The sequence below is a fragment of the Parvibaculum sp. genome (assembly GCF_019635935.1).
Lineage (GTDB): Bacteria > Pseudomonadota > Alphaproteobacteria > Parvibaculales > Parvibaculaceae > Parvibaculum.
Genome location: NZ_JAHBYN010000001.1, coordinates 392027 through 415445, shown reverse-complemented (window position 1 = coordinate 415445; position 23419 = coordinate 392027). Strand labels below are relative to the sequence as shown.

Sequence of the window (23419 nt, the reverse complement as noted above, 5' to 3'; positions counted from 1 at the left end):
GTTCGGAGTGCCGACGTTTTCACGCAGTCTCGAGGAGGGACTTCACCGCGCGCTGGCGCTCGCCAATGAACGCAATCACGAATATGCGACGCTCGAACACCTCCTGCTGTCGCTGGTCGACGATCAGGATGCGGCGGCCGTGATGCGGGCCTGCAATGTCGACATGGACCTGCTTCGTCAGCAATTGACCAATTATGTCGACAATGAGCTTTCGAGCCTCGTCATCGACGATGGACAGGAATCGAAGCCGACGGCCGGTTTCCAGCGCGTAATCCAGCGCGCCGTCATTCACGTTCAGTCGTCCGGGCGCGAGGAAGTGACGGGCGCGAATGTGCTTGTCGCGATGTTTGCCGAGCGTGAGAGCCACGCCGCCTATTTCCTGCAAGAACAGGACATGACGCGTTACGACGCGGTCAACTACATCAGCCATGGCATCGCCAAACGGGCCGACATGACCGAGACCCGTCCGGTGCGCGGCGCGCAGGAAGAACCGGAAGCCGGCGAACGCGGCAATCGCAAGGAGCGCGCGACGGAAGCGCTCGACAATTACTGCGTCAATCTCAACGAGAAGGCCCGGCAGGGGAAGATCGATCCGCTGATCGGGCGTGAGCGCGAGGTCGAGCGGACGATCCAGATTCTGTGCCGCCGCTCGAAGAACAATCCGCTTTTCGTCGGCGATCCGGGTGTCGGCAAGACGGCAATCGCCGAGGGGCTCGCACGGCGCATCGTCAAGGGCGAGGTGCCAGACGTGTTGCGGAATGCGACCATCTTTTCGCTCGACATGGGGACGCTGCTGGCGGGCACACGCTATCGCGGCGATTTCGAGGAGCGCATCAAGGCGGTCATCAAGGAGATCGAGGCCTATCCCGGCGCAATCATGTTCATCGACGAAATCCATACGGTGATCGGCGCCGGCGCGACGAGCGGCGGGGCGATGGATGCGTCCAACCTGTTGAAGCCGGCGCTGGCCAGCGGCAATGTGCGTTGCATCGGGTCGACGACCTACAAGGAATACCGGCAGCACTTCGAGAAGGACCGGGCGCTGGTGCGCCGGTTCCAGAAGATCGACGTCGCGGAGCCTTCGGTGCCCGACACGATCAAGATTCTGAAGGGGCTAAAGCCTTATTTCGAAGACTTCCACAAGGTACGCTACACCAACGATGCGGTGAAGGCGGCGGTGGACCTCTCGGCAAAATACATGCATGACCGGAAATTGCCGGACAAGGCGATCGACGTGATCGACGAAGCGGGCGCATCGCAGATGTTGCTGCCGGAGTCGCGGCGCAAGAAGACGATCGGGGTCGGCGAGATTGAGGCCGTGGTGGCGACGATGGCGCGGATTCCGCCGAAGTCTGTGTCGAAGAGCGATACCGAGAAGCTGAAAGACCTCGACACGGAACTGAAGCGGGTGGTGTTCGGTCAGGATACGGCGATCGAGGCCCTGGCTGCGTCGATCAAACTGGCTCGCGCCGGGTTGCGTGAAGCGGAAAAGCCCATCGGCTGCTACCTGTTTTCCGGACCGACGGGAGTCGGCAAGACGGAAGTGGCGCGGCAGCTCGCTTCCGTCCTTGGCGTTGAAATGCTGCGGTTCGATATGTCGGAATATATGGAGCGGCATACGGTGTCGCGCCTGATCGGTGCTCCACCCGGATATGTCGGCTTCGATCAGGGCGGGCTGCTGACCGATGGTGTCGACCAGCATCCGCATTGCGTATTGCTGCTCGACGAAATCGAGAAGGCGCATCCGGACCTGTTCAATATTCTCTTGCAGGTAATGGATCACGGCAAGCTGACCGATCACAATGGCAAGAAGATCGATTTCCGGAATGTCGTTCTCATCATGACGACGAATGCGGGCGCTGCGGACATGGCCAAGACACCGATCGGCTTTGCGCGCACCAAGCGCACGGGCGACGACGAAGACGCCATCAAGCGGCTCTTCACGCCCGAGTTCCGCAATCGTCTCGATGCGACGATACCTTTCGGTCATCTGCCCGAAGAGGTGATTGCGCAAGTCGTCGAGAAATTCGTACTGCAACTCGAGGCACAGCTGGCGGATCGCAATGTAACCATCGAGCTGACGCCCGAAGCCAACAAATGGCTGGCGACGCGGGGCTATGACGAACAGATGGGTGCGCGGCCGCTTGCTCGCGTGATCCAGGAGCACATCAAGAAGCCTCTGGCTGATGAAGTGCTGTTTGGGCGGCTGGTGAAGGGCGGCCATGTTCGCGTCGCGGTGAAGGACGATGTGCTCGATTTCGACATCGAGGCGGCAACGCCGCGCAGTGCAGGTTCCTCCGGCGAGGAGGGGCCAAAGAAGCCGAGGGTTCGCAAGCCGAAGGATCGGCCGGGCGACGGTTCGGGCGGCAGTGTGCCCAAGGTGCCCCTGCTCGTGGAATAAATGCGACCGGCATGCGGCCGGCGCGTGCAGATTGAAGGCGGCCATGGAGCGGTATGCTTCGTGGCCGTTTTCGGTGAGAGAATACGGAAGACAAAAACAACCCCAGGGAGACTGAAAGAATGATCGGTTATGTGATGGTCGGAACCAATGATCTCGACCGTGCGGTGAAATTCTACGATGAACTTCTCGGCGAAATCGGCGCAAAGCGCGCGATGGCCGATCCCGGCCGCTTCCAGGGCTACAGCAATGGCGGCCCGATGCTCGCCGTGACGAAGCCTCACGATGGCGGCAAAGCCACTTTTGGCAATGGCACGATGATCGCACTGGCCGTTGGGTCGCGCGCCAATGTCGACAAGGTTCACGCGAAGGCGATGAGCCTTGGCGGCAAGGATGAAGGTGCGCCGGGTCTGCGCGGCGGCAATTTCTACGGCGGCTATTTCCGGGATCTGGACGGCAACAAGTTTGTCGCCTTCCACATGGGCGAATAAGAAACAGCTATTCGACACGAAGGCCGCCGTGCGCGCACGGCGGCCTTTTTTCTTTTCCTGCGATCAGTTTTTCTTCAGCCGGTAGATGGCGACGTCGATATCGGACGAGTAGTAGATGTCGCCATTGGCAGCGACGGCGACGCCGGTCGGAATGTAGAGGTCGGGTGCGCCGTCGGGCGCCTCGAAGCCGATCGGAAGACCGGATTTCAGGACCTTCGTCTTGCCGTCCGCCATGTCGATTGCGGATATGCGCTTTGCACCGACCTCGGCAACGATGATCCGACCGTCGGGGGCGATGTCGAAACCTTCCGGTTCGGCGAGGCCTTGGGCGATCACCGTGAGTTCGCCGCTTTCCGGGTTCAAACGCGAAATGCGACCGCCTGTTCTCTCGCCGACATAAAGCGAGCCATCGAGCCCGAGCTTCATCATGGCCGGGCCGGAGAGGCCCGTGGCGATGTCGGTGCGGTTGGACCAGTCGTCGCCGTCGACGCGAACAATCGCGCCGCGCGTATATTCCGTGACCAGAACGCTGCCGTCGGACATTGCCAGCGCCTCCGCCGGTGTCGTAAAGCCGTGGTGGATGCCGAGCGAAACGCCCGATTCTTCGTCGAACAGGTGGACGGCGCCCGCCGTCAGTGCGGCAAAGGCGATACGTCCATTGGCAACCGAAACGCTTAGCGGATAGTCGATGTCGGAGGCGAAGACGCGGCCAAGCTCCGTCACATCGCCCGTGGCCGGGTCGGCCATGCGCGCGGCAAATAGATCGGCGACATAGAGGGCGCCGGTGTCCGACATCTCGATATCGCCGGCGACAGCTAATGCGCCGGAAACAATCGTGCGCGCCTCGCCGGTTTCCGTGTCGATGGCGATGACGGCGTTGTCGGCCATATTGGTGATGTAGAGATTGTCGTCGGCGTCGAGCGCCAGATTGTCGATTGCCGGTGCGACCTCGGAGATCAATGTCTTCTCGCCGCTTGCCACGTCGATGCGGTAGACGTGGCCGGCCGCCGTATCGACCGCATAGAGATTGCCTTTTGAATCGAAGTTCACGGCCGCGGGCACCTCAAATCCGGTGGCTACGACTTCGATCGTCGCCGCCTCGACATCGACGCGGACGACCTGCTTCTTGAACCAGAGGGGGCCGTAGAGTTTGCCATCCTGTCCGAAGTCGAAGCCGTTGAGGCCGCCCATGCCTTCCATGATCTTGCGTGGCGGGTTGGTGCCGGAGGGATCGAGTTCGTAAAGCGCGTCGCCCAGAAATACCTGTGTCGCAAAGAGGCGACCGTCGTCGGTCCATGCCAGCGAATTCATGCCGGGCAAGCCTTCGGCCAGCGTCAGCAGACGACCGTCGAGTTTGCGCGCGAAGACCTTGCCGTCGAGGAAGGCCGTCCAGGCGATGGTGCCGTCCGGACCCTGTTCGACGTCGTCGGCCATGCCTTCAGGGGGGCCTTCGACGATGCTCGTCTCGCCTGTGTCGCGATTCACCTCATAGAGTGCCCGCCCGACGACGCTGCCGGCGAGCAATCGTCCATCGGCGGTAATCGTCAGCCCATGGATACCGTGGAACGGCGAAGGTGCGACGACGGTCTCTTGCGTGTAGCTCTCGCTTTCAGAGCAAGCTGCCGCGAATGAAAATGCGACGGCGAGTGCCGCCGCCGTGCGAACGATCTTCATTGGATATTCCCCCCTCCCATTGGCGCCCGGCGTGCCTTGCGTTCAGTTCATTGCCGCCTTTATGCGCTCGGCGTGTTTCTTCAGCTCGTCAAAGTCGGCCATCTGACGCGCGTGCAGCTTGAGGTCGATGCCCTGTGAACGCGGGATGATGTGGGTGTGGATATGAAAGACGGTCTGGCCGGCCGGCGCGCCGTTGAGCTGCGCAACCAGGATGCCCGGCGCGTCGAAGGCTTTCTTCACCGCTGCGGCGATCTTCTTGACTGTTTTGGCCATGGCGGCCGCATATTCCGGATCGAGGTCGAGCAAATCCTCCGCCGGGTATTTCGGGATCACCAGCGTGTGTCCTTCGGCCTGCGGCATCACATCCATGAAGGCGAAGGTCATCTCGTCTTCGTAGACCTGGAAGCAGGGGGCCTCGCCCCGGAGAATTTTGGCGAAAATGTTGTTCGGATCGTAAGCCACGGTCAGAATTCATCCTCTCGGTGTTCGTTATTTCCGTCATCGTGCCGGAAGGGCGCGAATTCGCCAAGTGCAGCGATGTCCCGATCGACATATTCGCGTTCCCGGCTCAGATATTCGGCCACGGCTTCTCGGAACGACGGGTTGGCAATCCAATGGGCGGAATGGGTTCGGGCCGGCAGGTAGCCACGGGCCAGCTTGTGCTCACCCTGTGCGCCGGCCTCGACCCGCGCCAGGCCCCGTGAAATGGCGAATTCGATTGCCTGGTAGTAGCAGCACTCGAAGTGCAGGAACGGGTGATGTTCGAGGGCGCCCCAGTTGCGGCCGTAGAGCGCGTCGCCGCCGATGAAGTTCAGCGCGCCGGCAATGAGGCGTCCGTCGCGGCGGGCCATCACCAGAAGTGTTTCCTGTGCCATGCGCTCGCCGATCAGGCTGAAAAATTCGCGGCTGAGATAGGGCGACCCCCATTTGCGCGAGCCGGTGTCCATGTAGAACGCAAAAAATGCATCCCAGTGATCCTCGGTGAGGTCGGCACCGGTGACCCATTCGACGGTGATGCCGTTTTCCTTCGCTCGCTCGCGCTCCCTGCGGACCATCTTGCGCTTGCGCGACGAGAGGTCGGCCAGGAAGTCATCGAACGAACCATAGCCGCGATTGCGCCAGTGGAATTGCTGATCGGTGCGCTGCAGAAAGCCGAGCCGGCCGAGCCGCTCCCATTGCCGCTGTGCGAGAAAGGTAATGTGGAGCGACGAGACGCCGAGACGTGTTGCAAGTTCGACTGCGCCGGTCGCGAGTGCGTCTTCGACTGCCTCGCGGCCGGGCCCTGTCGGAACCAGCAAGCGCGGACCCGTTGCGGGTGTGAAGGGAACCGAGGCTTGCAGCTTGGGGTAGTAACGGCCGCCGGCGTTTTCAAGCGCATTGGCCCAACCGTGATCGAAGACATATTCGCCGCGGCTGTGGCTTTTCAGATAGAGCGGCATGGCGCCGGCCAGCCGGCCTCGATCGTCTTCCAGCAACAGGTGTTGGGGCAGCCAGCCCGTGCGGCGTGTCGCCGATCCGCTTTCCTCGAGCGCCGACAGGAAGGCGTGCGACACGAACGGATTGGCCGGTTCGCCCGGCGGGTTGGCGCAGGCGTCCCATGCAACGGCATCGACGCCGGCAAGGCCTTCGACGACGCGGATGATGGCTTGCTCGCTGTCTCCCATGTGGCAATTCTAGAGAAGGGCGCCGTCTCACGCGATCTCGAAAATGGCCTCGATTTCGACCGTGATCTGGAAGGGGAGGCTCGGCGCGGCGACGGCAGAGCGGGCATGACGTCCGGCGTCGCCGAAAATCTCGACAAGGAGGTCGGACGCCCCGTTGATGACGGCCGGTTGCTGGTCGAAGTCGGGCGTTGCGTTGACGAAGCCGAGAATTTTTACGGCGCGCTTTACGCGGTCGAGATCGCCGCCACACGCGGCTTTCAGTTGCGCCAGCACATTGAGCATGGTCAGGCGGGCGGCGGCCTTGCCGGCGTCGATGTCATGGTCCTTGCCGAGCTTGCCCTGATAGGCGATGCCCGAGCCACCCATCGGGCCTTGACCGGATATGAAGACCAGATTTCCGGTGACGACATAGGGCACGTAGGTGCCGGCGGGCCCGGCGGGCGCCGGAAGTTCGATACCCAATTCTTTCAGGCGTCCGTCGATTTTTCCGGCCATCGGTATTCTCCCGTCGCTGCTCGTGCTTGCCGCGTGTGTTCCAGAAGCTATACCTAACCTTTCGGATGACCGGGCGAAAGCCCGGCGGACATGAGAGGGGTCGCATAATGAGCGAAACACGCAGGCCGATGGATGATGGCCTTTTCATGCCCGCCGAATGGGAGCCGCATGAACGGTGCTGGATGCAGTGGCCGAGCCGCGGCGAGTTGTGGGGCGAACGCCTGCCACAGGCCTATGCGGCCTATGCCCAGGTTGCGCGGACGATTGCGGGCTTCGAGCCGGTATCGATGATCTGCCGCCCGGAGGATGAAGCGCAGGCGCGGCTGGCTTGTGGCCGCGACGTCGAGATCGTGCCGCTGCCGATCGACGACAGCTGGGCGCGGGATTCCGGACCAATTTTCGTTGTCGACGGCAAGGGCGGTGTTGCCGGGACGCATTGGCGTTTCAATGCCTGGGGTAACGCCTATCAGAACTACGACCACGACGCGGCGGTGGGCGGCCTCGTTCTCGAACGGCTCGGCATGCGGGTCTACAAAGGGGGCATGGTGCTGGAGGGCGGCTCCATATGTGCGGATGGATACGGAACGCTTCTGACGACCGAGGAATGTCTGCTCAACGACAATCGGAATCCGGAACTGACGCGCCAGCAGATCGAGGAGAATCTCGCGCTCAATCTCGGCGTGTCGCGCATTGTCTGGCTCGACCGGGGGCTTGAGGATGACGAGACGAGCGGTCATGTTGATATGATTGCCTGTTTTGCCGGCGAGGGCCGTGTGTTGCTGCACATGCCGGAAGATCGCAACGACCCGAATTACGCCCGGATGCAGGACAATCGCGCGCGGATCGAAGCGGTGCGCGATGCCCGCGGCAAAAAACTCGAGGTCATTGAAATTCCGCAACCGCGGCGCAATCTGCTGCGGCCGGACGGCCGGCGGCTCTGCACGTCCTATGTCAATGCCTATATCGCGAATGGCGGCGTCGTGATGCCGACCTATGACGATCCAAACGACGGCAAGGCGGCCGAGATTATGGCGGAGGCTTTTCCGGGACGGCAGGTGATGCAGGTGCCGGCGCTTGAAATCGCGCAAGGTGGCGGGTCGATCCACTGCATCACGCAGCAGCAACCGAAGGGAATGGCGCTGAAGTGAGCGGATTAGCCGTGCGTTGTCAGGCGCGCCGCGCGACCGCCGTTTTTCTTGTCCGCATACATGGCGCGATCGGCACGGTCGAGCAGCTCCTTCGGCGAGGTTTCGCCCGTGTATGAGGCGAGGCCGAGACTGGCGCTGACCGAAATCTTGTGCGACTTGCAAGCGATTTCAAGCTGCGCGATGCCGCGTACCATCTCGCGGGCGCGTTCGCGGGCGCGCTTGTGGTCCGCGCGTACGAAAAGAATAGCGAATTCGTCGCCGCCGAGGCGCGCGGCATAGTCCGTGGCACGGATGCTCTTGCTGAGAAATGTACCCACCGCGCGCAAAACTTCATCGCCTGCCACGTGTCCGCAACGATCGTTGATTGCCTTGAAACCGTCGAGATCGATATAGGCGAGCAGCCCGGCCTCTTCGTGACGTGCGGCGCTCAGCAGGTTACGTCGCAGCACTTCGTCGAAGCCGCGACGGTTGAGCAGGCCGGTCAATTCGTCGGTCTGGGTCAGGGCTTCGAGCCGGCGTACGCGCTCATTGAGTTCGACAATGCGCAATTCGGCCTCGTCGGCATAGGCGAGTGCCCGGTTAACAAGTTCGCGGCTTGCCGGTCCGCGCGGGACCGCGCCGATGCTCCGGCGGAATCGCTCCGTCGGCGGATCGACTTGCAGCGCCCCTTCGCCCAGCGAAGACGGCCGCGTTCCGGTGCCTGCCATGCGCTTCACGTAGCCCATCGTTCCCCTCGCAATTCTCTTGCGATCCCTTTCAAGGCCGGTTCATCCCGCTATGGGAAATGCAAAGGCTTTGCCACGAAAAAAATCTATTGAATTCAGTGGGTTGAGCAAGGAAGCCGACGCGAATGCCCGGCAAAAAATTCCGTGTGACTCAGCTTTGCCGGGTCAAACGGGCCGCTATTCGAGATCGCGAACGAGGCGGAATCCGGCGATCGAAAGCCGCTCGCCGGGTACGCGGCTTTCGCGCGCCCCGATCCGAACGGGCCCCGGCGTGTCAGTCCATGAGCCGCCGCGGAGGACGCGGATGCCGCAATTTTCGGCGGCGTTCGGGCTGCCGTCGCGTGGCCCGAGCCTGTAGTCGCCGAGCCAGCAATCGGCGAGCCAGACCCAGGCGTTGCCGACGACGTCATAGAGACCGAAGGGATTGGGGCGGAAGCTGCCGACCGGGCTTGTGTACATGAAACCGTCGTCGCAGGGCTCGGCGACCTTTGCCACCTTGTTCTTGGCGGTAATGTCGTTGACGCTGGCGTAGTCGCAGGTGAGGCTGTCGTCGTCGCCCCAGAAGTTCATGCCTGTCGTGCCGCCGCGCGCCGCGTATTCCCATTCGGCCTCGCTCGGCAGGCGGTAGGGCTTGCCGGTTCGTTCGGTCATCCATGCCGCATAGGCGGTTGCGTCGTGCCATGAGACGCAGACGACGGGATGTGACGGGTCTTGTGGGAAGCCGGGGTTGCGCCAGCTCGCGGTTTCGTCAACGCGCCAGCCATCGTCCGTCAGCGTGTAGCAACCGCCGGGAGGCTCGTGTCCCGTGGCATCGGCGAAGACCGTAAATTCCGCGACGGTGACGGCGACGGTTGCCATCGCGAACGGTTTTGAAATTTGAACTTCGTGGCGCGGATGCTCGCTGATGTCGGCGGCCGGGTCGGTTTCGTCGGCACCCCGCATGAACGATCCCGGCGGCAAGACGATGAGCGTGGGACAGTCGTCGCAATCGCGCATTGTCTTGAAGGCGTCGGGTGCATCGCCGCAGGCGGCGAGCCCGATCAATGCTCCTGCCAGAAGGATACGAATCATGGCGTCACCCGATCGCGCGGCGGGCGGCCGGTAAAGAAATCGTCGAGATTGTCGAGCGCGCGAAAGCCCATGGCATTGCGCGTTTCGAGCGTTGCGCTTCCCAGATGCGGCAGCAGAAAAGCGTTTGGCAATCCGAGATAACCCGGATGCAAGTTCGGCTCGTTGTTGAACACATCGAGGCCGGCGGCAGCGACGCGGCCGGACGCAAGCGCGGCAATCAGTGCATCGTCGTCCACGATGTCGCCGCGCGCCGTGTTGACGACGACGGCGCCCGGCGGCAGCAGCGCCAGGGTTTCGGCATTGACGATGCGGCGCGTCTCGGGTGTCGAGGCACAATGGATCGACAGTATGTCCGACGAACGAAACAACGATGCAACGTCTTCGTGGAAGATCGCGCCTTCTTCGGCATCGGACGCCAGGCGTTTGCGATTGTGATAATGGATCGTCATACCGAAGGCGCGGGCGCGCCGGGCGGTAGCCTGGCCGATGCGTCCGAGGCCGAGAATGCCGAGGCGTTTGCCGGAAATTTCGCGGCCGAGCATGCCGGTCGGCGCCCAGTTTTTCCAGCGTCCTTCGCGAATGGTTGCAGCGCCGGCGGCCGCGCCGCGCGCCGCGCCGAGCATCAGCAGCATCGCGATTTCAGCCGTTGCGTCGGTGAGTACATCGGGCGTGTTGGTGACGATGATGTTGCGCGCCGCGGCGGCGGCGACATCGATGTGGTCGTAGCCGACCGAGAAGGTGGCGATGACACGGATGCTTTGCGGCAGGGCGGCGATCAGTTTTGCGTCGATCCGGTCGGTCACTGTGGCGAGAAGTGCTTCCTTGTTTGCCGCGCGCGCCAGCAATTCCTCGCGCGTGTAGAGGCAATCGCCGGAATTCAGTTCGGCTTCGTAGTCGCGGGTTGCGCGGGCTTCGACGTCGGGCGGCAGTTTGCGGGTCAGCAGGATAGGGGGACGAGACATCGGAGCCTTGAGGTGTTCGGTTGACGATCCGGTTTAGCCGATGATGTAGGATCGCAACAGACCGGGGATAAGTAAGTGAAGAAAGCCCGAAAAATGCCAATAACGCGAACGATTTCGATTGTCGTCTTTCTTTCCGCCATCGCATCGGTTTCAACTGCCGCAGCGATTGGCGCGGATTTGCAGATGCATCGTGCCGTCTACGATTTGTCGCTGGGGCGCTCGCAACCGGTCAGCGACGTTGCCGGCATCGAAGGGCGGATGGTTGTCGAATGGCGCGGTGGTGTGGCGTGCGGTGGCTATACGTCGACGCAGCGGGTGGTGACGCATGTGACGGGTGGCGACGATGCGTCGGTCAGCAACGATGTGCGCCTGAGTACCTGGGAGGCGGCGGACGGGGATGAATTCCGGTTCACGCGGACGGAATATTTGAATGGCCAACTCATTGAAACTGAAAGCGGATTCGCCCGGCGCGACGCCGCGAAGGGGAAGACAACCGTTGAGCGGGAGGGCGAGGCGCCGATCGAAATGTCCGGCGATGTGCTGTTTCCGGTTGCCCATGGACTGGCGCTGATGGCGGCGGCGGAGGCCGGCAAACAGATCTTCACGGCACCGCTTTTCGACGGTACGGAGGAGACCGAAAACCCGACAAATGCCTTTATTGGCAAGGCCTTAGCGGTGCCACGCGCGGTCGCGGAGGCGGCGATTGTGACAGGTGAGGGTGCGCGGCTTGCCGATATGAAGGCCTGGCCGGTGCGGCTCAGCTATTTCGACGGCGACAATCTGGAGGGGCTGCCCGATTTCGAAATGGGCTATCTCCTTTTCCCCAATGGGGTTTCGGCCGCGCTGGTGCTGGATTACTCGGATGTCGAGATGGTCGGGGAACTCACCGAGCTGCATTATTTCGAACCCGGCTCGTGCTGAAACGGTGCGACTGTCATCGATCTGTCAAAAAACTGTCACAAATCGATTTGGCCCCGGGGATAAGTCGAACTTATCCCCGCCTCAGCGCCGCAATCCACGACCCTTGCCGATCGACTTATCCCCGAATTTGGCACGGAGCCTGTCCATTGCCCGCTCGGCCGTGGCACGCCGGGTCGCCGCCGGGTCGAGCATGTCGGGCGGGTCGGCGAGATCGCCGTCGGTCAGTTGCGAAATGCCGACGCCAAGCAGGCGGAAGGCGGTGCCGGTCGCTTCTCTGGCCAGCAGGGGCGCGGCGATGCGGTAGATCACCTCGGCAAGCTGCGTCGGATCGTGGAGGGTCTGGTTGCGGGTGCGGGTCTTGAAGTCGGCGGTCTTCAGTTTCAGGACGACGGTCGCGCCGGACAGGCCGGCGGCCTTGGCGCGGCGCGAGACTTTTTCGCAGAGCGGCCAGAGGATGCGGTCGAGCGCGGCGGCATCCGAGATATCGTCCGTGAACGTCGTTTCGGCGGAGATGCTTTTCGCGCCTTGCGACGGTTCGACGGTGCGTACGTCAAGGCCGCGGGCGAGACGCCAGAGCCGGCTTCCCATCGAGCCGTAGCGCGCCATCAACTCATTTTCCTCCATGCGCTGTAGTTGCGAAATGCGCGTGATGCCGTCGCGGGCGAGCTTCGCCTCGAAAGCCTTGCCGACACCCCAGATCAGCGACACGGGCTTTGCGGCGAGGAAGGAAAGCGTCTCGGCGCGGCCGATGACCGAGAAGCCGCGCGGCTTGTCGAGGTCGGAGGCGATTTTCGCCAGAAACTTGTTGTGGCTGAGGCCGACCGAAACGGTGATGCCGATTTCCTTTTCGATGCGGTTGACCAGGCGGGCCATGCTGAGTGCGGGCGAGCCGTGATGCAGACGCTCGGTGCCGGCGAGATCGAGAAAGGCCTCGTCGATCGACAGCGGCTCGACCAGCGGCGTCAGCTCGCGCATCAACTGGCGGACCTCGCGGCCGACCTCGGCGTATTTCGCCATGTTCGGCGGCATGACGACAGCCTCGGGGCAGGCGGCCAGCGCCTTGAACATCGGCATGGCGGAGCGCACGCCGCGAATGCGCGCGATGTAGCAGCATGTCGAGACGACGCCGCGCTTGCCGCCGCCGATGATCAGCGGCTTGTCGCGCAAGGAAGGATCGTCGCGCTTTTCGACCGCGGCATAGAAAGCGTCGCAATCGAGATGGGCGATGGCGAGTTCGTGAATCTCGGGATGGAATTTCAGGCGCGGTCGCTTACAGGACGGACAACGCGTCGCGCCTTCGGGGGCGGCAGAGAGACAATCGCGGCAGAAGCCGTCGCTCATGCGCTGCTCCCTTCCGGCCAGAGCCATGCCGCGCCGCGGACGCCGCTGGCGTCGCCGTGCTTGTTGCGGCGCAAGCGGGTTTCGACTGTGTCGGAGAAGACATAGGCGCTCCAGCGCGCCGGGACTTCGTCGTAGAGGGCTTCGATGTTCGACATGCCGCCGCCGAGGACGATCACTTCGGGATCGAGAATGTTGATCGCGTGGGCGAGCGCCCGGGCGAGGCGGTCGGCATAGCGGCGGAGCGCGAGGCGGGCAGGGCGTTTGCCCGCTTGCGCGGCGGCGACGATTTCCTCGGGCGTTTGCGCCTCGCCTTCTTCCTCCTTGTAGAGGCGGGCGAAGGCGGGGCCCGAAAGCCATGTTTCGATGCAGCCTTTCCTGCCGCAATAGCAATCCGCGCCCGGATATTCGTCCGGGTGCATCCAGGGTAGCGGGTTGTGGCCCCATTCGCCGGCGATGGCGTTGGGGCCGGACAGAAGCGCGCCGTTGACGACGATGCCGCCGCCGACGCCGGTGCCGAGGATGACGCCGAAGACGGAAGCGGCGTTCGCGCCCGCGCCGTCGGCCGCTTCGGAGAGGGCGAAACAGTCGGCGTCGTTGGCGAGGCGGACGGGACGGGCAAGGGCCGCTTCGAGATCGCGCCCAAAGGGATGGCCGATCAGCCAGGTGCTGTTGGCATTCTTGACGAGGCCGGTTGCAGGCGAAATGGCGCCGGGCATGCCGATGCCGACGGTCCCTTGCTCGCCGGTTTCGGATTCGAGGGCGGCGAGGAGATCGCGGATCGCGGCGACGGTGGCGTCGTAGTTCCCTTGCGGAGCGGCGATGCGGCGGCGCGCCAGTTCGCGGCCTTCAGCGTCGAGGGCGAGGGCTTCGATTTTGGTGCCGCCGAGGTCGATGCCGATGCGCATGGGGGATTTCGCGATTCAGGTTCCGAGGGGTGTTTATATTACGATGAAGGAAGGCGTGGATGGCCCGAATAAATCGGGCCATGACGGTTTTGGGGGATGGGGTGCATGACGTTTGTTGTGTTCGATGTGGAGAGGGGAGTCCCCCGCCCCGAAAAATTCCGGCTGCGCCTGAATTTTTCGACCCGCCCCCCAGGGGCGGGTGGGATTGTGATGCTCGCTTTGTTTTTTATTCTGATGCTACCTGCCCAAGCGGATGAGCGGCTGATGGTAGTGCTGGCGGGCGACACGGGGCTCAATGCGAGCGGGGCGCCGCTGGATGCGCGGGGCGGGTGGAAGGGCGGGCAGCGGGTGGCGGGGGCCGAGGCGCTGGCCGGGATCGCGCCCTGGCTTCAGGGCGATGTCGTGTTCGCCAATCTCGAAACGGTTGTGACCGACCGCAGCGACATTGCGGCGCGCGACAAGATGTTTGTGTTCCGCATGCACCCGCAAGGGGTGCGGGAATTTGCGGAAGCGGGGATCAATGTTTTCTCGCTCGCCAACAATCATGCGCTCGACTACGGGACGCGCGGGGCGGGCGAGACGCTGGCCCATGTGGCGGCGGTGCCGGGCTTGCGCGCCTCGCCGGGGCTCGGGCGGACGCGCGACGAAGCGATGCGGCCGCATGTGTTCGAGTTGCGCGGGCTCACGGTCGCGGTGTCGGCGGTCGGCAATGCGGGCGGCGGGCTGCCGGCGCGCGAGGGCCATGCGGGGATGTTGCAGGAGCGGGTGGATTTTTCAGAGGTCGCGGCGCGGCTGAAGGCGGAGGCGGCCGATCTGCGGATCCTGTCGGTACATTACGGGCGCGAATTCGATCCGCTGACCGATGCGGCGGATGTCGAGCGGTTCCGGCGCGTGGCGGCAGGCGGCGGCGCGACGATCGTTGCCGGGCATCATGCGCATGTCGCCAAGGGGGTCGAGATTTCGGGGTCGCATCTCGTTGCTTATGGACTGGGGAATTTTCTGCATCTCGGTACGCAGAACATGGCGCGGTTCGACATCTGCCGCGATTTCGGGCTGCTGCTGCGCGTGGGGCTGGTGCGGGGCGAGACGGGGCTCGCCGTCGAGACGGTGGAGGCGGTGCCGCTCAAGGGCATGCATTTGCGGGTGGCGCCGATGGACGGCGAGGCGGCGCGGCTCAGACTTGAGGTGTTGAACTATCTGGGACGCAGGCTCGGCGGGGCGGATGCGCGGGGCTTGCGGTTTCGTCCGCAGGCGGACGGGTCGGGGCTCTGGTGCGCGGACGGGGCTGCGGATGCGCGGTGTGCGGGGTGGACGGAACCGGAGGCTTCGGCGCGAGAGGCGGAGATTGCGGCGGCTTGCGGACGGGTGGTGACGCGGGGGAATTTTTGAGGGTCAGGACCCGCAACCGAGCGAAAGTTTCGGACGATAGCTTCGAACCCTTCTCCAGCATTCGTTCAACTAGGTCAGGTTCGACAAACTGCCCGCGACAAGGCGGTGGAGAAGTTCGGAGAGATGTTCCAACTCGGAATCTTTCCAGCGGTCCTGGAACAAGTAACCCGCTTGTTTCTCAAAGGTTGCGCGCGCTTCACTCAATCTGGTTCGACCGGCCTTCGTTATGACAACGAAGGCGAACCTTGCGTCGTGAGCGTCGATCTCGCGCGCCACGATTCCGATCTTTTCCATAGGCGCGACCATCCGGGTCACTGTGGACGCACTGACGTGCATTCGCTTGGCCAGGTCGACGCGAGACAATCGCCGGTTGGTTGCGCGCTCCAGGTGCATGAGCAGAAAAAACTCATTCACCGAGAGGCCGTGTACGGCAGCAAATTCTCCGGAAAGCCTAGCCTGGAATTCATCCGCTGACTGAAGAAGCCGGAGGGCGTTTATGGTTTGTAATCTGGTCATGCATCAAATATGAACCATATTACTTGCATATGCAAGTAGTATGGTTCATATAGGCGCCGCGGCACTTTCAGGGTGGAGGACCAGATAATGGATTTCGAACTTCTTTTCTCGATTGCGGGCTTAATCGCCATGGCCGGGTGGCTTGCGCTCTTGCTTTCACCATGGATGCCGCGGTGGTCCGATTACATCGCGGGCTTTCTGGTGCCGATTGTGCTTTCGATTGGCTACACCATCCTTCTGATCTTCTTCCCGGCTCAGAACGGCGGGGGCTTTGGAAGCCTTGCCGAGGTGAAGCAGCTGTTCTCCAGTTCCAGCGCAATGATGGCGGGGTGGGTCCACTTCCTCGCATTCGATCTGGTTGTCGGCGCATGGATTTGCCGCAGTGCCCGGCAGCAAGAAATCCGCTTCTGGATGATTGTCCCTTGTTTGCCGGTAACGTTTCTGTTCGGACCTGCCGGATTCCTTATGTTCACAGCAATCTGTGGACTGCATATGAGGTTTATGCGCGCGACACAGTGAAGCCGATTTGCGTCGCCGTGACCGCTATTCCGCAAGGGACGACATTTTTATTTTTGATTGAGTCAGAGCACGGCAGCAAGTGTCGCGGTGACGCTGAATTTTGGGGCGGCGGCAGTGGATTGCGCCGTCGCCCTAAAACCCGTCCACCTTCAATCGCTCCGAAATGAAATCTTCCGCGGCGCTCCACTCGGTTGTGTGAAAGTGGCTGTCGGGGGCCTGGCCCAGCAGTTTGGCGAGGCGGGGGTCGGCGATGAAGTGGATGAGGTGCGTGGGGGCGTGGGCCTTGGCGACCGATGAAATGTTGTGGGGGATGTCGTCGAGGAAGACGACCGGGGCCTTGACGCGCTCGGCCATGCGGCGGACGGCGCCGCCTTTCAGGCCCTTGTTGGCGACAACCGGATAGTCGATGCCCTGCGCGGCGAGGCTGGCGGCGCGGGCTTCGCGCGCCTCGAAGGGGACGTTGGTCAGGACAACGATCTGCGCGCGCTCCGAGAGGCGGGCCAGCGCTTCCGCCGCGCCGGGGACGACTAGCAGCGAATGGGTCTGGACGGCGAAGAAACCGTCGAGGAGCGCCGGCATGGCGGCGGGGAGCACGGGCTCGCCGGTTTCGCGGCTTTTGATGTTGCCGGTCAGCGCGAAACTTTGCAGGTCGAGCCAGAGGCCTTGCGTTTCGAGATAGAGCTCGAGGCCGGCGACGAACTGGATCAGCACTTCGTCGGCGTCGGAGACGACGAGCGGGCGGCCGGGAATGAGGTCGAGGGCGTCGAGCTGGGGGATGACGGCCTCGTCGATCGCCAGCGGGTCCGGTTTTGGGGGCTTCGGGCTTTCGGCGTTCATGCCCAATGATGCTCCTCACCGCCCGGCAGGGCCCGGCGGGCGGCCGCCGGAAGCTCGGGCGCGAGGCCGGCCGCCTCGCAGAAGGCGAGCAGGCGGGGCTCGTCGTTCAGCAGGTACTCGAGCACGAAACCGAGGAAAACCGGGTCGGCGGCGCGGGCGCGCAGCTCGTCCGGGGCGAGGCCCGAGCGGTCGAGAAAATCTCCCAATAAATCCTCGTCCCCCGCGATGTGCCCCAACGCATGGATCGCCACGAATTCCGCCTCGTCTCCGGTCATTTGCCGCTTCATCCGATTTGCACACGCAAACTTAATCATAGGCACAGTTTAATTAGAAACCGAAGGAAAGCCGGGGGTCAGATACCCCCCGTTAAAGACTTAGTTAAGGATATTCGGGTCATATGACCCATAGCGGCGTCCCTGTCGGGCGCCCGGAAGCCGGGGATTCGGTTCGCAGACGGGCGTGCCCGGCAAGGTGGAGTTCTGGAGCTATGGACGCAATGTCTAAGAAGGTCCTGATCGTTGAAGACAATGAGCTCAACATGAAGCTCTTCCACGATCTTTTGGACGCGCACGGCTATCAGACGCTGCAGACGCGGGACGGCATCGAGGCGCTCGAAATCGCGCGCACGAATCGCCCCGACCTGATCCTGATGGACATCCAGCTTCCGGAAGTGTCGGGGCTCGAAGTCACCAAGTGGATCAAGGAAGACGACAGCCTGCGCTCGATCCCGGTGGTGGCGGTGACGGCCTTCGCCATGAAGGGCGACGAAGAGAAGATTCGCGAGGGCGGCTGCGAGGCCTATATCTCGAAGCCGATCTCCGTGACGCAATTCCTGGAGACGGTTCAGCGTTTCCTTCGCTAATTTCCGTTCGCTCGGCAAGGATACGACCCTGTGACTGCTCGCGTTTTGATCGTCGATGACGTTCCGGCCAATCTGAAGCTGCTCGACGCCAAGCTCACATCCGAATATTTCGATGTGCTCAAGGCTTCGTCCGGCCCGGAGGCGCTGGAGGTCGCGCAGGAACAGCAGCCGGACATCATCCTGCTCGACGTGATGATGCCGGGCATGGACGGTTTCGAGGTCTGCCGCCGCCTGAAGGCGATGCCGGAGACCGAACATATTCCCGTCGTCATGGTGACCGCGCTCGACCAGCCGAAGGACCGGGTGCAGGGGCTTGAGGCCGGCGCCGACGACTTCCTGACAAAGTCGCTCAACGATCTCGCGTTGTTTGCGCGGGTGAAGAGCCTTGTGCGCCTGAAGATGGTGACCGACGAACTGCGCATGCGCGAGGCGACCGGCCAGCGCATCGGCGCGTTGAGCTCGAATGGCGGCGACAATTTCCTGATGAAGGAGCCGGGGCGCATCCTCGTGATCGACGACCGGCCGACTTCGCTGAAGCGCATCACCGAGACGCTTTCGAGCGAACATATGCTGACGGTGGCGGAAAGCCAGGACGAGCTGCTGGAGCTTGCCAATCAGGGCAGTTTCGACCTGCTGATCGTCAGCCTGACGCTGCAGGAATATGACGGCTTGCGGCTGTGCTCGCAGTTGCGCGCGCTGGAAGCGACGCGGCAGACGCCGATCCTCGCGATCGTCGAGGAAGGCGATACGGCGCGGCTCGTGCGGGCGCTCGACATGGGCGTCAACGACTATCTGGTGCGGCCGATGGAGCGCAACGAGCTGGTGGCGCGCGCCCGCAGCCAGTTGCGCCGCAAGCGCTATCAGGATTACCTGCGCGACAAATTCCAGCAGGGGCTCGAGCTTGCGATCACCGACGGGCTGACCGGGCTCTATAATCGCCGCTACATGGAAGGCCATCTGTCGACGCTGGTGGCCGACGGCATCAAGACCGGCAAGCCGGTGGCGCTGCTGATTTTCGATATCGATTACTTCAAGCCGGTCAACGACACCTATGGCCATGCGGCGGGCGACGCGGTGTTGAAGCAGTTCGGCGAACGCCTGTCGCAGAATGTGCGCGGCATCGATCTCGCCTGCCGGCTGGGCGGCGAAGAGTTTGTCGTCGTGATGCCCGACACCGATCTTGCCTTTGCGATGGCGGTGGCCGAACGGCTGCGCCAGTGCATCGCCATGCGGCCTTTCACGATCGACGATGCGGGCAAGACGCTCGACATCACCGTCAGCATCGGCATTGCGGTGACGGGCGGGGCGCTCGACTCGGCCTCGAAGCTGCTCGAACGCGCCGACCAGGGGCTCTACCGGGCCAAGCGCGACGGGCGCAACCGCGTGGTCGCCGAAGCCGCCTGACGGTTTTATTTTCCAGTTCAGTGTAGTTTCAGTCTTCGCGAGATTTTGCGCGGAGGTTTGTGCCGTTAACCTTGTATTTTCATGGTTAACGCGGTCGAGCCAAGAAAATCGGCGCGAATTCCTTTATTGGCACAACAGAGCGTGGTAGCGTTCTTCAAGGCACATCGGTTTCGCTGCCGGATGCGCGTCTGCTCTTGCTGGGGGGTGAGTCGGACGCGGTACACAGGCGGCGATGTGTGTCCTCGTGGGGCGCTCAGGTCCGCCGCATCTCCTGGGTCCGCGAGGCACGGCCGGTCGGGGCGTGGTTCATGGAGTGGCCTCCTCTGATAAGCCGCGATCACCCCGGCCGGCCACCTTTTCTTCTATACCGACAACGAAAAAGCCGGTCCTGAGGGACCGGCTTCTTTGCGTTCGGAGAGCCTGACGGCCGCTCTTACTTGATCTTGGTTTCCTTGAACTCGACATGCTTGCGCGCGATCGGGTCGTATTTCTTGATGACCATCTTTTCGGTCTTGGTGCGGCTGTTCTTCTTGGTGACGTAGAAGTAGCCGGTGTCGGCGGTGCTTTCGAGCTTGATCTTGATGGAGGCGGGCTTCGCCATGGCCGAAAATCCTTGCAGTTACAGGGGCTTGCAGGTCAGGCCCCGGAGACCGCGGCGGACTGACCGTGCGGCCGATTTGGGCGCAGACTACTCACAGGCGGGCCGAAGTCAAGCGGGGCCGGGGTGGGGGTGGTGGGTCAGCTTGAAATCTGACGGTATTGCTCCAACATGGTGTCCGACCGTCATCAACGATGGTTGAAAGGAGGTTCGCCATGAAGTTGCTAGCTGCACTTCTCACGAACCGCGCCGGATCAACCCTCGCGGTAGAGGGATAACCACGGCTTCCCGGTGTGCCCTAGTTAGGTGGGAGCAGAAGCAGTGACGTGGTAGGTCAGTGGAAAGCTGGTGCGTCGCAATAAGGCTCTACGGTGGGTTTGGTCTTGAAAACCTAAATCAATCACGACCAGACAAGTCGGCAAGAGCCGGAGGCCGGATTAAACCGGCCTCTTTCTATAGGGGCTGTGCTGAGCGACTCTTCAGCTTCCTTCGCGTCGATCAAGCGCGACAATGCCGGACGCTTCCCTGAGCTTGTCAGTTGAGCCAACCCCAACACTTTCCGGTGCGGTCTTACTTAGCATCAGGGACGAAATTTGGAGTTATTCATCAAGAAAGGACAATTGTGTCCCGGCTTGTGGAAAGCGTCGGGCGAATAGCTTTTTGAACTGCGTAACCGAGTCAGAAACTTTAATGAGTGTAAGAACTTCCCCTACCTGACGTTTTAGCTTTTCGATTCCGTAGCCGTTATTCAGGTGTTGGTGGAATCTAGCCTTGCGAGTTCCCTTTTTGTCGATCTTTGGATTCAAGCGATCGAGTTCCTCAAGAACAGCCCCATTCGCAAGAGGCTGGTAAACATAAGATCTTGTGAACTTTGCAAAGTGTTGCGGTCTATTTTGGATAATCGCTCCGGATCCAGTAGTAGTTAGCCGCTTGCTGCCGTAAAGACGGTTGAGCTCATCGTAGTATTCGTCTGGGAACTGCTTTTCCCATTCACGCCGTTCTTCCTCGACATACTGCTGCACAAGAACGCGAAGAGCATCAGGACTACGGACCTGCTGAAAGCCCGTGGCTTCGTCAATGAGTGCGGTGACGCCGACTTTGGCAAATGCAGTAAGAAGGATCTTTGCTTGCTCAGCTAATCCGTTCTGGGTCGTATGTAGCTTGCCGGATTCTTGTGCTCTTATAATTGCGCGGCAAATGTCGACGAGAACGCCAGCGTCATAGCCATGACCTAAATCCTGTGTCAGCGGCTTGAAAACAATGGGATTTTCTATTTTTTTGAGAAGCTTTTGGTCAATTTCGGATCCTAGCCCTTTGCGTTGGACGGCACGCAAAAACACATTCCCACCACCAGACTTCATTCCTAGAGCGCGGGCCATTCCGCGCTTGTGAAACAAGCGCCGCCCATCAGCAAGAACATAGCAATCGAGATCCAGGTCCCCGACGAGCATTTTGCCCTGATGGGTGGCTTTTATAAGGTCACCTGACTCCATCAAGCTCTTGACCTTCTCGCTGCGAGCGCGCCCCCCCGAAGAAGCGATATCTTGGATCCTGGCGGCGCTCAATTTGGTGGCTCTGGATTTTCCACCTTTACTTTGCGGGGTGTCGGTCATTTTTTTATGCTCTCGTCTGGGTGAACGAAAACACCATAAACGTTCTTGCTGATTTAGCAAGCACGTTTTTGCAATTATTGCGTTCTTTTCGGAGGCTTCTTTGCCTATCGCTTTTCGACGGCTTTTTTTGCAATCTCGGCCCTAGGCTCAAGTGTCATGCTGATGACGTGGGACTTGTCGCCCTTCCGCCTCGGGGCGACCGCTGCCGGATCTTTCTCCGAGGCTTAGCCCGCCGCAATATCCGCAATCATCTTGGCGAGCCGATTTGCGTCTGCGGGCACTTCTGTCCTTTGGGGCTGCGAGGTATCAGTCTTTCCCCAAACTCTTGTTGAGTTCATCCAGCACTTCTTCGCTCTGATCCAGAAGATCAAGCTTTTCTTTCGTAAAATATCCACGGGCTGCAAGGCCACCCACCAGTGCTGATCTGACCTCTTCATTGGCAATCCACTGAATGCGCTGATGGATAGCGGTTAGGCGTGCGTTCAGCCATCTATCACGCTCTTCATCGGTCCGAAATTCCATGCTTTCCTCTGTGCTTTCCGATGGGCATGCAGGAGTCCCACCGCGATGCGACCGCTGGTCAATCCCCGTCAGGTTTTGAACCGAGACACTACCGCGGCGCGGTGAAGTAGCGCCAGCCCGCGACGGCGAGGTAGAGGCCGCACAGGCCGGCCATGACGACGATCAGGCCGTGGGGGTCCCAGAGGTCCATGCCGATGCCGGCCATGGGCGGGCCGATGAGGGCGCCGGTCGAATACATCAGCACGAAGGCCGCGTTGGCGGAGGCGAGGTCGGCGCCGCGGAACCGCTGGCCGAGCAGCGTCAGGCCGACCGTGTAGAGGCCGACCACGACGCCGCCGAAGATGAAGAGCGTGGGCGCGAAGAGCCAGAGATTGTGGGCGACAAGCGGGATGGCGCTCGCGCCGAGCAGGCCGACAAGCGCGCAGACCAGCAGCACCATGCGGCGGTCTGCGCGATCGGCCCAGATGCCGATCGGGATCTGGCAGAAGATGTTGCCGGCAGCGAAGATCGACAGCACGAAGGCGGCGGTCTGTTCGGTCATGCCGGTGCGCACGCCATAGACCGGCAGCAGGTTGAAGATGTTGGTTTCGGTGGCGCCGTAGACGAGGCCCGCGAGCGTGGCAGCCGGAGCGACGACGAGGAAGCTCACGAAGCTCTTCGAGGGGCGCTCGGTAACGCGCGGCGCGAGGCCGCGCCCGAAAAGGATCAGCGGGACGCCGGCCAGCAGGATCAGGCTGCCGATGGTGGCGAAGGGCAGGAGGCCCTGCGTGCCGACCAGGAAGAGCAGCACCGGACCGGAGGCGAAGCCGCAGGACAGCACCGTGCCGTAAATGCCGATCAGGCGGCCGCGATTTTTCTCGTCGGCCAGCGTGTTGACCCAGAATTCGCTGACGACGAAGAGGCCGGTGAGCGCGAGGCCGTTGGCGAAGCGGATCGGAAACCAGAGCCAGACATTGGGGAAGAAGTAGTAGGCCGGCATGGCGATGGCCGAAACCAGGATGCAGACCAGCAGGAAGGTGATGGCCGGGACGCGGCGGAGCAGCGCCGGGATGAAGGGCGTCAGCAGGAAGGTGGCGAGCGCCGGCATGGCCGTGTTGAGGCCGATGATCGAGGCGGGCACGCCCTGACGCTCCATCAGCAAGGCGAGCAGCGGGATCGAAACGCCGAGGCCCATGCCGACAACACTGATGCAGGCGATGACCGCGATCAGGCTGCGGCGGCGCTCCGCAGGCGAGAGCGGCGCCTCGGCCAGCATTGTGAGGGTTGTCGGGTCTTGCATGGATTCTTCTGTGTGCCGATGTTCAGCGCCCCCGCCCCAAACGGTCTTCGACCATTTGACCCTCCCCCAAGGGAGGGTGGAAGAA

The 23419-nt window shown here is 62.1% G+C and carries 24 protein-coding genes; 8 read left to right on the top strand and 16 right to left on the bottom strand.

All coding sequences use genetic code 11. The annotated features are described in order from the left end of the window. The first annotated feature begins 7 nt into the window (after window positions 1-7). A complete protein-coding gene (gene clpA / locus KF719_RS02155; RefSeq protein WP_293506710.1) occupies window positions 8-2401 on the top strand; it encodes an ATP-dependent Clp protease ATP-binding subunit ClpA in 2394 nt (797 codons plus the stop codon). A gap of 119 nt (window positions 2402-2520) precedes the next feature. Next, a complete protein-coding gene (locus KF719_RS02150) occupies window positions 2521-2889 on the top strand; it encodes a VOC family protein (protein WP_293506709.1) in 369 nt (122 codons plus the stop codon). A 63-nt stretch (window positions 2890-2952) separates the two neighbouring features. Here KF719_RS02150 and KF719_RS02145 read toward each other — a convergent pair whose 3' ends face one another. The 4 genes from KF719_RS02145 to KF719_RS02130 are packed head-to-tail and all read right to left on the bottom strand — an operon-like array spanning window position 2953 to window position 6722. Continuing rightward, window positions 2953-4563: an SMP-30/gluconolactonase/LRE family protein gene (locus KF719_RS02145; protein WP_293506707.1), complete on the bottom strand. Its 1611-nt coding sequence runs from the start codon at window positions 4561-4563 to the stop codon at window positions 2953-2955. A gap of 42 nt (window positions 4564-4605) precedes the next feature. Further along, window positions 4606-5034 carry an HIT domain-containing protein gene (locus KF719_RS02140; RefSeq protein ID WP_293510560.1) on the bottom strand — a complete coding sequence of 143 codons (429 nt, stop codon included), beginning with the start codon at window positions 5032-5034 and terminating at the stop codon, window positions 4606-4608. Then, entirely contained in the window at window positions 5028-6227 is a 1200-nt protein-coding gene (locus tag KF719_RS02135; RefSeq protein WP_293506705.1) for a GNAT family N-acetyltransferase, read from the bottom strand. The genes KF719_RS02140 and KF719_RS02135 overlap by 7 nt, the downstream gene beginning before the upstream one ends. Window positions 6228-6254: 27 nt before the next feature. Continuing rightward, on the bottom strand, window positions 6255-6722 hold the full coding sequence (locus KF719_RS02130; RefSeq protein WP_293506703.1) for a RidA family protein: 468 nt from the start codon (window positions 6720-6722) through the stop codon (window positions 6255-6257). A 107-nt stretch (window positions 6723-6829) separates the two neighbouring features. Between KF719_RS02130 and KF719_RS02125 the strand changes: the two genes are divergently transcribed. Beyond that, complete coding sequence (locus tag KF719_RS02125; RefSeq protein ID WP_293506702.1) at window positions 6830-7870, top strand: agmatine deiminase family protein; 1041 nt, start codon at window positions 6830-6832, stop codon at window positions 7868-7870. Between the two features lie 5 nt (window positions 7871-7875). On the opposite strand, the gene KF719_RS02120 is transcribed toward KF719_RS02125, so the two are convergent. From KF719_RS02120 to KF719_RS02110, 3 genes are all read right to left on the bottom strand, one after another. After that, window positions 7876-8595 (bottom strand): GGDEF domain-containing protein, encoded by a 720-nt coding sequence (locus KF719_RS02120; RefSeq protein ID WP_293506700.1) that lies wholly within the window; start codon window positions 8593-8595, stop codon window positions 7876-7878. Window positions 8596-8772: 177 nt separating this feature from the next. Continuing rightward, complete coding sequence (locus KF719_RS02115) at window positions 8773-9666, bottom strand: formylglycine-generating enzyme family protein (protein WP_293506698.1); 894 nt, start codon at window positions 9664-9666, stop codon at window positions 8773-8775. Beyond that, window positions 9663-10628 carry a D-glycerate dehydrogenase gene (locus KF719_RS02110; protein WP_293506696.1) on the bottom strand — a complete coding sequence of 322 codons (966 nt, stop codon included), beginning with the start codon at window positions 10626-10628 and terminating at the stop codon, window positions 9663-9665. Before KF719_RS02110 ends, KF719_RS02115 begins: the two co-directional genes overlap by 4 nt. A gap of 75 nt (window positions 10629-10703) precedes the next feature. Between KF719_RS02110 and KF719_RS02105 the strand changes: the two genes are divergently transcribed. Then, the gene (locus KF719_RS02105) at window positions 10704-11549 is read left to right on the top strand and encodes a cell envelope integrity EipB family protein (protein WP_293506694.1); all 846 of its coding nucleotides are present in this window, start codon (window positions 10704-10706) and stop codon (window positions 11547-11549) included. 81 nt (window positions 11550-11630) lie between these two features. Here KF719_RS02105 and KF719_RS02100 read toward each other — a convergent pair whose 3' ends face one another. Then, window positions 11631-12890: a DNA polymerase IV gene (locus tag KF719_RS02100; protein ID WP_293506692.1), complete on the bottom strand. Its 1260-nt coding sequence runs from the start codon at window positions 12888-12890 to the stop codon at window positions 11631-11633. Continuing rightward, window positions 12887-13795 carry an ROK family protein gene (locus KF719_RS02095; RefSeq protein ID WP_293506690.1) on the bottom strand — a complete coding sequence of 303 codons (909 nt, stop codon included), beginning with the start codon at window positions 13793-13795 and terminating at the stop codon, window positions 12887-12889. Before KF719_RS02095 ends, KF719_RS02100 begins: the two co-directional genes overlap by 4 nt. Before the next feature lie 210 nt (window positions 13796-14005). Between KF719_RS02095 and KF719_RS02090 the strand changes: the two genes are divergently transcribed. Next, window positions 14006-15184: a CapA family protein gene (locus KF719_RS02090; RefSeq protein ID WP_293506689.1), complete on the top strand. Its 1179-nt coding sequence runs from the start codon at window positions 14006-14008 to the stop codon at window positions 15182-15184. Window positions 15185-15253: 69 nt separating this feature from the next. Here KF719_RS02090 and KF719_RS02085 read toward each other — a convergent pair whose 3' ends face one another. Next, the gene (locus tag KF719_RS02085) at window positions 15254-15700 is read right to left on the bottom strand and encodes a MarR family transcriptional regulator (protein WP_293506687.1); all 447 of its coding nucleotides are present in this window, start codon (window positions 15698-15700) and stop codon (window positions 15254-15256) included. 87 nt (window positions 15701-15787) lie between these two features. Between KF719_RS02085 and KF719_RS02080 the strand changes: the two genes are divergently transcribed. After that, complete coding sequence (locus KF719_RS02080; protein WP_293506686.1) at window positions 15788-16219, top strand: ABA4-like family protein; 432 nt, start codon at window positions 15788-15790, stop codon at window positions 16217-16219. Between the two features lie 132 nt (window positions 16220-16351). Here KF719_RS02080 and KF719_RS02075 read toward each other — a convergent pair whose 3' ends face one another. Then, window positions 16352-17056 carry a hypothetical protein gene (locus tag KF719_RS02075; RefSeq protein ID WP_293506684.1) on the bottom strand — a complete coding sequence of 235 codons (705 nt, stop codon included), beginning with the start codon at window positions 17054-17056 and terminating at the stop codon, window positions 16352-16354. Then, window positions 17053-17331, bottom strand: coding sequence for a DUF3572 domain-containing protein (locus KF719_RS02070; protein WP_293506682.1), 279 nt, complete (start codon window positions 17329-17331; stop codon window positions 17053-17055). The genes KF719_RS02075 and KF719_RS02070 overlap by 4 nt, the downstream gene beginning before the upstream one ends. A 221-nt stretch (window positions 17332-17552) precedes the next feature. Here KF719_RS02070 and KF719_RS02065 point away from each other — a divergent pair, with 221 nt between their 5' ends. Further along, window positions 17553-17918, top strand: a complete 366-nt coding sequence (locus KF719_RS02065; protein ID WP_293506680.1) for a response regulator — start codon at window positions 17553-17555, stop codon at window positions 17916-17918. Window positions 17919-17948: 30 nt separating this feature from the next. Beyond that, window positions 17949-19322, top strand: coding sequence for a PleD family two-component system response regulator (locus KF719_RS02060; RefSeq protein WP_293506677.1), 1374 nt, complete (start codon window positions 17949-17951; stop codon window positions 19320-19322). A 433-nt stretch (window positions 19323-19755) separates the two neighbouring features. Here KF719_RS02060 and rpmG read toward each other — a convergent pair whose 3' ends face one another. The 4 genes from rpmG to KF719_RS02040 form a co-directional block, all read right to left on the bottom strand. Next, window positions 19756-19923 (bottom strand): 50S ribosomal protein L33, encoded by a 168-nt coding sequence (gene rpmG / locus KF719_RS02055; protein ID WP_111883271.1) that lies wholly within the window; start codon window positions 19921-19923, stop codon window positions 19756-19758. 596 nt (window positions 19924-20519) lie between these two features. Beyond that, window positions 20520-21533 (bottom strand): P63C domain-containing protein, encoded by a 1014-nt coding sequence (locus tag KF719_RS02050; protein WP_293506673.1) that lies wholly within the window; start codon window positions 21531-21533, stop codon window positions 20520-20522. A gap of 306 nt (window positions 21534-21839) precedes the next feature. Beyond that, window positions 21840-22055 (bottom strand): hypothetical protein, encoded by a 216-nt coding sequence (locus KF719_RS02045; protein WP_293506672.1) that lies wholly within the window; start codon window positions 22053-22055, stop codon window positions 21840-21842. An 88-nt stretch (window positions 22056-22143) separates the two neighbouring features. Next, on the bottom strand, window positions 22144-23334 hold the full coding sequence (locus KF719_RS02040) for an MFS transporter (RefSeq protein WP_293506671.1): 1191 nt from the start codon (window positions 23332-23334) through the stop codon (window positions 22144-22146). Window positions 23335-23419 lie beyond the last annotated feature (85 nt).